Origin of the sequence: Lonsdalea britannica, assembly GCF_946477055.1 — a bacterium.
Taxonomy (GTDB): domain Bacteria; phylum Pseudomonadota; class Gammaproteobacteria; order Enterobacterales; family Enterobacteriaceae; genus Lonsdalea; species Lonsdalea britannica_A.
The window spans coordinates 1-10,163 of the sequence record NZ_CAMKXG010000123.1; the positions used below are offsets into that span (position 1 = coordinate 1).

The window sequence follows — 10,163 nt, forward strand, 5'->3', positions numbered from 1 at the left end:
CCTTTGACCAGCGTACTCATGGAGATGGCGATCTTGGCGGGCAGTTCACCGTTGCAGATATCTTCAATAAATGCCGTCGCCGCCTGAGTAAACGTGGGCAGCTGCAAATCGTTATTTTGCCAGCGGGCGGCGCCTTCCCACAGCAACGCCAGCAGGATCAGTAATAGAGACTTGCGAACGGCGCCTAGATTCCACAGGCGGTTAAGCAGTGGCAATGGCTGGGCGACGTTGATATCGGTCAGCGGAGCCAGCTCTCTCTGGTACTCCGGACGAACAGGGGGAAGTTGACTCATCGTAAAACCTTTCATGTTATGAAGAGAAACATCAGCGCGAGTGTTGTCCGGCCAGCGCTCTAACGGGAGAGTGCGTCGACGTGGCTGGCGTCGGGGCCACCGGATGACCCGCCGGAAACAGCAGATCGTGAATGCGCCGCGCCGCCGCCTGAAACTCCTTGCCGCCCTCATCGTGGTGGGAGAACTGATGACAATTCAGCTCTGCGCGCACCCGTCCCGGATGTGGCGACAGCAGGAGAATACGATTACCGACCACCAACGCTTCTTCAATGGAGTGGGTGACGAACAGGAGGGTAAAGCGCACCTCCTCCCAAAGCTCAAGCAGCTCTTGCTGCATTTTGCGGCGAGTCAGCGCATCCAGCGCCGCGAATGGTTCATCCATCAGCAGCACCTTCGGTTTCATCGCCAGCGCGCGCGCAATCGCGACCCGCTGCTTCATACCCCCGGAGAGCGTATGCGGCCAGGCGTTGGCAAAGTCCGCCAGTCCCACTTTTTCCAGATAGTACATCGCCTGATCGCGCGCTTCGGCGGCGGACAGTTTGCCGGTCACGCGCAGTGGAAACTGCGTATTTTCCAGCACGGTTTTCCACGGCGGCAGCTGGTCGAACTCCTGAAAGACCATCATCCGTTCCGGACCCGGCTGCGTAATCGCCTTTCCTTCCAGCAGGATGCGGCCGTCAACTGGCGGCAGAAAACCGCCGACGGCCTTTAACAGGCTGGATTTACCGCAGCCGGAAGGACCGAGCAGAATAAAGCGTTCGGCCGGGAAAATATCGAAGCTGACGTCGTGAGTCGCGCGTACCCGACGTTCGCGGGTGGCGTATTCCAGACCGACGCTTTCCACCTGCAACAGTGGGACGGCGGGGCGGATCGTGGCATCACGATCCTGCGATAAATGCAAAGACATCTTAGTTTCCTCTCGTTGGGGTCAATCGCCGGTGAGGACGTTGACCACGCTTCGTTGCCACACGTACGCCCGCCAAATCGCAAGGGGTGGGAGGGCGTAGCTAGACGCCTCGGCAGCCTTTAGCTTCCCGAAGCGACGTGGGGATCGTCGAAGAAATAATCCTTAACCGACTCGGGATTGTTTTTCAGCGCGCCGACGCGGTACATGAACTGGCCCAGAGACAGCGTATTCTGCGGCGTGATACTGAATTTGGATTCAGGGCTTTTGAGGATGCTGAGCAACAGTTTGCGGTCGATTTTTGATTTGGTGATGCGGATAAAAGCGTCTGCCGCCGCTTCAGGATTTTTGGCGGTGAAATCCGCCGCTTCGGCCAGCGCATCGACAAAAATCTTGTAGGTGCGAGGGTTCTCCTGGCGGAATTTTTCCGTGGTGTAAAGCACGACCGGCGACGTCGGCCCGCCCTGAACGTCATAGGAGTTCAGGACGATATGGGCCTTGGGATTGCCTGCCAGCTCCTGCTCCTGAAAAGGCGCGTTGGCGAAGTGGGCGGAAATCTCGGTGCCGCCGCTGATAATCGCGGCGGTGGCATCCGGGTGCGGTACGGCGACCTGTAGCTTATCCAGACGGTTATACGCCTTGTCGCCCCAGAGTTTGGCTGACGCCGCCTGGAGGAAGCGAGACTGCACGGAGACGCCAACGGCGGGGACGGCAATGCGATCTTTATCCGTAAAGTCGGCGATCGTTTTGACGTTGGGGTTAGTGCTCACGAGATAGTAGGGAAAGCTGCCGGTGGCGAGCACTGCCTTCACGTTTTGCCGATTTCTGGTGCGGTCCCACAGGGTAAACAGCGGGGCGATGCCGGCGCCCGCAATATCCACCGATCCTGACAGTAACGCGTCATTTACTGCCGCGCCGCCGGAGAGTTGCAGGTAATCCACTTTGACATCCAGCCCCTCGGCTTTGGCATGTTTCTCTATCAGCTGTTTATCCTGCGCCACGTTCAGCAGGAGATAAACGATGCCGAATTGCTGTGCGATACGCAGCTGGCCTTCTGCCTGCGCCTGCAAGGGGAAGGCGAGCGCTGACGTCAACAGCGCGGCCGAGGTAGTCAAACCCATTAACGTGCGGGAAAAACGCCGGGTGGGGCGAACAGGAGTCCTCTGGTTTTTCATTCTCAGCATCCATTAAAAGTGTTTATGCCCTTCGGCCGAATGTGTCCGTTTTCAACGGCACAGGCTGGGTAAAATAGCGATGACGAGACGTTATTATTCCGTCGTCATGCCAATAACCGTTATTTTATTCAGTCTGTGAATCTGGCCGGTATGATTATTTTAAATAAATGTTTTTTATTACTTTAGTTTAATATACCCCGTTTTAATTAGGGTATAGGCGCAGCATAAATGACCGCCTCCTCCTCGCTAAATCGCGTTTTGTAATAAGCTAGAGGTAAAGGTTATTTCCTGCGGGAAAGTCTTTTTTGCGAGTTAATAAGCCTCTTTCTCCTGACCGGCGCTGATGCCTTATCAACGAAAACTTTCATGCTGTTAATTTTATCATGCTGAAATTTAATGTTTTTCTTGTCTTTGTTTGGGGGCGGAGATCTAGTGGAACGATATTCTCACTGTGTCGTGATCTCTAACTTGGCTTTTATCGACACTCATAAAGGTATTTGCTTATTTTGTTTTTAGTTATCTATATTTCGGCATTGAAAAATAGTCGCCATACACGATAAAGCATGGCTAGCCATTTTTATGGTCAAACTCAACCCCCATGAAGCCTAAAGCGAAATAACAAAGGTGAGGCTGGCGAAGGCCTTTTTGAGCGCCGACAATGAAAACGGATGTTAGGTTTAAACAATGCATTTCCGCTCGGACGGTCTTTATAGGCCCTCCAACCTAACCACCCGCTGCTCTTTCAATTGAAGTTCACTTAGTGACATTGAAAGGGGCATAAATCAGAATGCAGACGAATATTTTCTCCGACTACACAATCGCCGTATCTGCAATCGTTTTTCGCAGATAAAAAATAAAATCCTCCTTTAAATCCGTCTCCACGGCGAGAATGTTTCGAAAATTCAATATTAATCACATCTAAATGATCTCGTGTTTTTTTCGCCTCCGTAGAAATAACAGTGAAATAATAACAAAGTGGAACCATCTTTTATCTGTGTTTGGGTTTTTATTTTTCAACGGAAGTTAAACCAACACGCTTTTTTATAAAAAATTAATTTGTATGTCTCCGATAAAAAAGCCGGGAGATTGCACAAGGTTATTTTAATTTAGGGGGATTGTTTCGGAGCGTTATTTAAATTTGAAAGTGTAACGCAATATAAATAGGAAGCGTGAGGGGTAAATTAATTCTTCGGCTAAGAAAACGCATGGTTTCGAAAATAAAAACACATAGAAATACGATTAATCCCGTTGCGTTCTGGGTTTTTCCACCTGCGGTGGCTGGCGGGCGGAAAAGAGCGTGGAGGAGGATTGTCTATATAACTCATTGTATTTAATCAGTTTTTTTGCGATTTGCGTGAGCCGAAATATTCACTGATCCGGGTATTAATCAGATGCGGGCAATATTAAAAAAAAGGTGTTTTCGTAATAGAACAATCGCCGGTAATTAATGACTTGGCAATATGGATTTTTATTAAAAATAATCAAAAATAAAATTTGCCGATACTTTAATCAGACGTTTTATTTGCTCTTGCTTAAATAAGTTTTTTATACCTATCATAGAAAAATAAAAATGATGGAACATTATTCCTTACCCTTTAGGTATTATTGTTTGTGAGATTTCCTCGTGAAATTATTACACCGGGCTTTTAACTCCAAGTTATTAAGCTACGTCAGTGGCGAAAATTGAGACCCATTAAAATCTCATTCCGTGACGAAATTAATGGGTGGAATCTGCGTGGTAATTAGAAAGAGGAATGTTTTATGCCTGAAAAGGAACCCTGTCCACTGAGCGCTGCCCAACAGGAAGTTTGTTTCGCGATCGCAAAAGCTGAGCATAATTTTAATTATCATCTCTGTGACGTGCTTGAATTTAAAGGGCAACTTAATAGTGCTTTGCTCGTTCAAGCCATCAATACGGTGTGCCGGGAAGTCGATACCACGCACACCCAATATGAAATAGACCCTGCTTCCGGGCAATATGTCCAATATATCGTGCCTTGTCTGACCCACGAATACGTCCAGTGTGTCGACCTCACCGCGGAACGCGACCCCGAGCCCGCCTATCAGGCGCTGTTGGATAATCTTCTGGATTACGATATGGACCTGTCTCGTGCGCCGCTGATCCGCTACGGCCTCGTCAAAATCGCTGACGACCAGCATCGTCTGATAGAGATGGGAACGCACTTGATCCTGGATGGCTACAGCCATGGGATCTTGTTCCGCCTGTTGGCCGAACATTACGGACAGCTGTTGCGCAATGAGACGCCTGCGCCACTGGTGCTGGAACCATTGAAGCGGGTGTATGAAGTGGAGCAGGTTTACCGTGAAAGTGCATCCTATCTGAAGGATCAGGCTTACTGGCGCGCGTATTGTCTGGATTTACCGGAAGTCACGCAGCTGGTGCCGGGCAGCGTGCCGTTAGCCAAGCTCAACCGTCTGCGTAATCGTTATACCGGGGAAAATCTGGACCGCCTCAGAACCGTTGCCGCCCTCCAATATCCGGAATTACGTTTATCGAGCATCCTTATTGCGGTCTGCGCGGCCTACCTACATAAAATGACGGGGCAGGACGAACTGGTTGTCGGTATGCCTGTCGCCGCCCGAAAAATGAAAGCGCTGCGCAATGTCCTGTCCATGGTTGCCAACATCCTGCCATTGCATATCTCTTTCTCCGCCGATTCCACGATCGTCTCTGTCGCAGCGGCTATTCAGCGGCAGCTGCGCCACCATTTGTTACACCAGGGCTACCGTTCGGAATCCATGATCCGCGATCTTTATGCCGAACGTGGTCACAAGCCGCTGTTTAATACCTTGATCAATGTGATTGCCTATGACCAAAGCGCCCATTTCGACGGCTGTGAAATGTCGGTGGATAATGTGGCCTGCGGGCCGGTAGAGCATCTGAGTTTCAATATATTCGACCGTAACAGCGACGGACATCTGGACTTTGGGTTCGACGCCAATGCGGATTTGTATTCGATGGAAGCCCTCGAACTGTATTACCAACGGCTGGTTTCTTTGCTGGAGCAGTTTGTGGATGCGCCGGAAACGCGGGTCGCGGATTTCGACCTGCTGCTGCCCGGAGAGCGTGAACGCGTTTACCCGCTGCCGCCCCGGCCGGATGCGCTGCCGCTGTTCCCCGAAACGTTTGCCGAGTCTGTCCGCGCTCATGCCAACGAGATTGCGCTGGTGCAGGATAAACGTGAGGTCAGCTACGCCGAGCTGAACGAGGCTTCGCATCGTCTGGCCGCGTATTTGCGCGAGCGCGGCATTCGACCCGGCGACGATGTCGCGGTCATTGTCGCGCGCAGCGTTGAATGGGTGGTGACGATGGCGGCCCTGTTCAAACTGGGCGCCTGCTATATTCCGATCGTGCCGGAGTTGCCGGAAGGGCGTATCAGCTACATTCTCGCCGACGCCAAACCGGCCGCCGTGATTGTGGTGTCGGACAGTCCGCTGAATGCCGACGTCGATCCGTCTATCGTGCTGCGTTTGACGACGGAAAAATTAGCCTCGCTGCCGCCGGCGACGCGTCCTCTGGATCGTTTTGATCCCGCTACGCTGGCCTACCTGATTTACACCTCCGGTTCGACCGGTAAACCGAAAGGGGTGGAAGTCACCCACCGTAATCTGGTGTCGATCGCGGGATCGGCGATCGCCGCGGCAAAATTACAGCCCGGCGTTCGGGTGCTGCAGTTCATCGCGGCAGGGTTCGATATGTCCGTTCTGGAAATCTTCATGACGCTGCTTTCCGGCGCGACGTTGGTGATTGCGGACAAGGTCTCCGCCACGCCGGGCCGGGCGTTGGCATCGCTGATCAAGCGCCAAAACATCCATGCGCTGGTCATGACGCCGAGCCTGCTGGCCTATCACCAGACGGAAGATTTCCCGCAGGGCATGACCCTGTTGCTGGGCGGGGAATCCTGCACGTTGGCGCTCTTGGCGCGTTTCTCTCACTGCCGGTTGCTTAACGTTTACGGCCCGACGGAAACCTCGTTCGCCACCTCGATTAACGCCCATTACGGCTCGGGCGACCTTTCCATCGGCGAACCGACGGCCAATACGCGTCTCTACGTCGTCGACCGGAACCAACATCTGCTGCCGCCGGGCGCCTGGGGTGAGCTGTATATCGCCGGGCCGGGCGTCGCCAGAGGCTACCGCAACCGTCCGGATCTCACGGCGGAAGGCTTTGTTCCCGACCTGCAGGACGCCGAACGCAGAATGTACCGGGCGGGAGACCGCGTTTTCTTCGACCATCAGGGACGCATCCACTATCAGGGCCGGAAAGATAATCAGGTCAAACTGCGCGGTCTGCGCATCGAGCTGGATGAAATCAAGAATGCGCTGCTGAGCTGTCAAGGCGTGGAAGATGCGGTGGCGATGCTCAAGGAGCTGGCCTATGGTCCGGCGATTGTCGCTTACGTCGCCAACAGACAGCTGGAGCTGGACAGCGAAACCCTGAAACTGGCCGTCGGTCGTCAACTGCCGCAGTACATGGTGCCCAGCGTGATTATGGTGGTCGAATCGTTCCCGCTGACGCCTAACGGCAAGCTGGCCGTCCGCGAACTGCCCGAGCCTATCATGCAGGATAACGTTGAACTGTCGCCGCCGCGCACATCGGAAGAAGCGTCGCTGTGCCGCCTGTTCGCCACCATCCTCGAATGCGACGAGGTTTACGCCAACCAGAACTTTTTCACGCTCGGGGGGCATTCGCTGCTGGGATTACAGCTGATTAACCTGATCCGTGATGAGTTCGGGGTGCAATTGAGCATCACCGATTTTCTCTCTTCGCCGACGCCGCGACAGCTGGCACAACGCCTCCGAATCGCAGGCTGCGCCGCCGACCCGTTTGATCCTATTCTGCCGTTGCGTACGACGGGGGATCGTCCACCGCTGTTCTGCTTCCATCCCGGCGGCGGGATCGGCTGGGCCTTTGCCGGTCTGATGCCTTATCTTCCGGACGACCAGCCGGTCTATGCGTTGCAGTCGCCGATCCTCCAGGATCCGACGCGCGTCATTCATTCTATCGATGAAATGGCAGTCGAATATCTGCGTCGGATCCGGACAATCCAGCCGCACGGCCCGTATCAACTGGCCGGGTGGTCCGTCGGCGGCAATGTCGCACTGCGCGCCTCGAATCTGTTGCAGGCCGCGGGTGAGGAGGTGAGCTTCCTGGCGATGTTCGACAGCTATCCGCTGCAACACGGCAGGGCGTCGCTGCGATTGGATGACGAGACCATCATTACGCGGATGACGCGCGCGATCTCCGGCGCGGCGCGGGGCGGAATGAAAGGCTTGAAGAGTGCGATGGAAGAGGCGCTCGGGGATCGCAGCATTCGCGAAACCTTCCTGACGCGCCTGATCGGCGACGCCACGTTGATGCTGGACCTGCTGGAGAAATGTCGCTATCAACCGTTCCACGGCGACCTGCTCTTTATCCGCGCTTCGACCGATGTGTTGAGATCGCAGGAGCAGCAGCCGGATCTCTGGCGTCCGTATGTCACGGGGAAACTGATCCAGTACGATGTGGATGCGACCCATGAGTGCCTGCTGCAACGTCAGTACCTGCAACAATTCGGGCGTCAGTTCGCCGACGAGCTGTTAAAACGTCAGAACTGTACCGCCTGAGCGTTTCGGACCCAACATCAATAACACTCGCGCCGTTCAGGTCTACACGATCTGAACGGCGCGATTTCACTACGTTCGCCGGGGTAAGGCTAGTAAGGCTAGCTCCCGGCGCGTTTTTCTGTTCGTCACTTCACCCTTCGTACTCGCGGAGATCACCGCCAAGCTTCAAGATCCGGGCTTTCTCGTAGGCGCCTGAGGCGACTTTCGTTAGTGACTTTTCATTCCTGCTGCGGTCATCATCATGCGAAATAGCAGTGAGACCACGCCCAACGCCAGAATGCTCCCCGACCAGATAAGCACCATCCACAGTAGTCGTTGCCACAGCGGCGCACGCGTAGGAGCGGTGTTGATTTCAGCCATATTGCCTCCGTAATTCTGTCAGTGATAACCCGCATCCGGTTTGATTTTTCCCCGGAAGACGTAATAGCTCCAGAAGGTATAGATCAAAATGATCGGGATAATGACCAGCGCGCCGACCAGCATAAAGCGCTGGCTTTGCGACGGCGCGGCGGCATCCCACAGGGTGATGGCTGGGGGAATGAGATGCGGCCAGATACTGATGCCGAGTCCGCTAAAGCCAAGGAAGATCAGCCCCAGCGTGAGTAAAAACGGCGCATAGTGCGCGTGTCCCTTCACCGCGCGGATAATCCCCCACGAACAGGCCAGCACCAGCAGGGGAACCGGCAGGAAGTAGAGCAGATTCGGCATCACAAACCAGCGCTCGGCGATAGCGTGATGTTCCAGCGGCGTCCACAGACTGATAATGGCGATGATGACCAGCAGCGCAGCCACCAGCGGCGTCGCCAGCGCGGACATTTTACGATGCAGTTCATGCTCAGTTTTCATAATCAGCCACGTACAGCCGAGCAACGCATAGGCGACGACCAGACCTACGCCGCAGAACAGCGGAAACGGCGCCAGCCAGCCTAATGCCGGACCGCTGTAGGCGCGTTCCGTGACGGCGAATCCGTTGAGAAACGCGCCGACGGCGACCCCTTGACTGAAGGTGGCGAGCAGGGAGCCTGCGATAAACGATTTATCCCAGAAGGGGCGATGAGCGGGGGTGGCCTTGAAGCGAAACTCAAAGGCGACGCCGCGAAAGATAAGTCCGATCAGCATGGCCGTCAACGGGATGGCGAGCGCATCGATAATCACAGCGTACGCAAGTGGAAAAGCGCCGAACAGCGCCGCGCCGCCCAGCACCAGCCAGGTTTCGTTGCCGTCCCACACCGGGGCGACGGTGTTGACCATCATGTCGCGTTCGCCGGCATCCTGATTGAAAGGAAATAGGATACCAATGCCGAGATCGAAGCCATCCATCACGATGTACATCAGGGTGGCGAACACGATAATGGCGAACCAGATAAATGGAAGATCGATAACCACGTTATTTCTCCTCTTCGGACGTTAACGGTTCACGACTGGCCGACAATGGTCTTGACGGCGTTTGCGGTTTGCCCGGTCCGCCTTCCGGCGTATGAGTGCCTTCACCCGGCTGCGGCCCTTTTTTGATCAGGTGCATCATGTAGACGTAGCCGATACCGAAGACTGAGCAGTAGACCGCGATAAACGCGAGCAGGCTGATGCTCATATGCAGATCGCCGTGTGCGGATACTGCCGCTGAGGTGCGCTGGAGACCGTAGACCACCCACGGCTGACGGCCGATCTCCGTGGTAAACCAACCGGCAAGAATGGCAAGCAGTCCGGAGGGGCCCATCAGCAACGTAAACCAGAGAAAAGGACGCGACTGATAAAGACGGCGCTTGAAGCGCAGCCACAGGCTGATCACGCCCAGCAGGATCATCAGCAGGCCCAGCGCCACCATGATCCGGAACGACCAGAAAATCACGGTAGAATTAGGACGGTCCGCTTTGGGGAAGCTTTTTAACGCCGGAACCTGTTTGTCCAGACTGTGCGTCAAAATCAGGCTGCCTAGATAGGGGATTTCCAGCGTATATTTCGTGCGCTCTTCGTTCATGTCCGGCAGGCCGAACAAGATCAGCGGGGTGGCTTCTCCCGCCTGATTTTCCCAGTGACCCTCGATGGCGGCGATCTTGGCAGGCTGATATTCCAGCGTGTTGAGACCGTGCATATCGCCCAGCATCGCCTGAATCGGCGCGACGATCAGCGCCATCCACCTGTCTCTTATACACATCTGACGCT

Annotated in this window: 6 protein-coding genes and 1 pseudogene; 1 reads left to right on the plus strand and 6 read right to left on the minus strand. The window is 54.6% G+C overall.

Features of this window, described 5'->3' with window-relative positions; translation table 11 throughout:
* The 3 genes and pseudogenes from Q7O77_RS09860 to Q7O77_RS09870 form a co-directional block, all read right to left on the minus strand.
* Positions 1-293 (minus strand): annotated as a pseudogene (locus Q7O77_RS09860) (ABC transporter permease); the annotation flags it as partial.
* A 31-nt stretch (positions 294-324) separates the two neighbouring features.
* Positions 325-1,200 carry an ABC transporter ATP-binding protein gene (locus tag Q7O77_RS09865; RefSeq protein WP_304166435.1) on the minus strand — a complete coding sequence of 292 codons (876 nt, stop codon included), beginning with the start codon at positions 1,198-1,200 and terminating at the stop codon, positions 325-327.
* 119 nt (positions 1,201-1,319) lie between these two features.
* Positions 1,320-2,318: an ABC transporter substrate-binding protein gene (locus tag Q7O77_RS09870; RefSeq protein ID WP_304166438.1), complete on the minus strand. Its 999-nt coding sequence runs from the start codon at positions 2,316-2,318 to the stop codon at positions 1,320-1,322.
* 1,815 nt (positions 2,319-4,133) lie between these two features.
* Between Q7O77_RS09870 and Q7O77_RS09875 the strand changes: the two genes are divergently transcribed.
* Entirely contained in the window at positions 4,134-8,000 is a 3,867-nt protein-coding gene (locus tag Q7O77_RS09875; protein WP_304166439.1) for an amino acid adenylation domain-containing protein, read from the plus strand.
* Between the two features lie 207 nt (positions 8,001-8,207).
* Here the strand turns inward: Q7O77_RS09875 and Q7O77_RS09880 are convergent, their stop codons facing one another.
* The 3 genes from Q7O77_RS09880 to Q7O77_RS09890 form a co-directional block, all read right to left on the minus strand.
* Positions 8,208-8,360, minus strand: a complete 153-nt coding sequence (locus Q7O77_RS09880) for a DUF2474 domain-containing protein (protein ID WP_085684399.1) — start codon at positions 8,358-8,360, stop codon at positions 8,208-8,210.
* 18 nt (positions 8,361-8,378) lie between these two features.
* A complete protein-coding gene (gene cydB, locus Q7O77_RS09885; RefSeq protein WP_304166446.1) occupies positions 8,379-9,386 on the minus strand; it encodes a cytochrome d ubiquinol oxidase subunit II in 1,008 nt (335 codons plus the stop codon).
* A gap of 1 nt (position 9,387) precedes the next feature.
* Positions 9,388-10,163, minus strand: a 776-nt coding sequence (locus tag Q7O77_RS09890; protein WP_304166448.1) for a cytochrome ubiquinol oxidase subunit I, incomplete at its 5' end; no start/stop codon positions are given.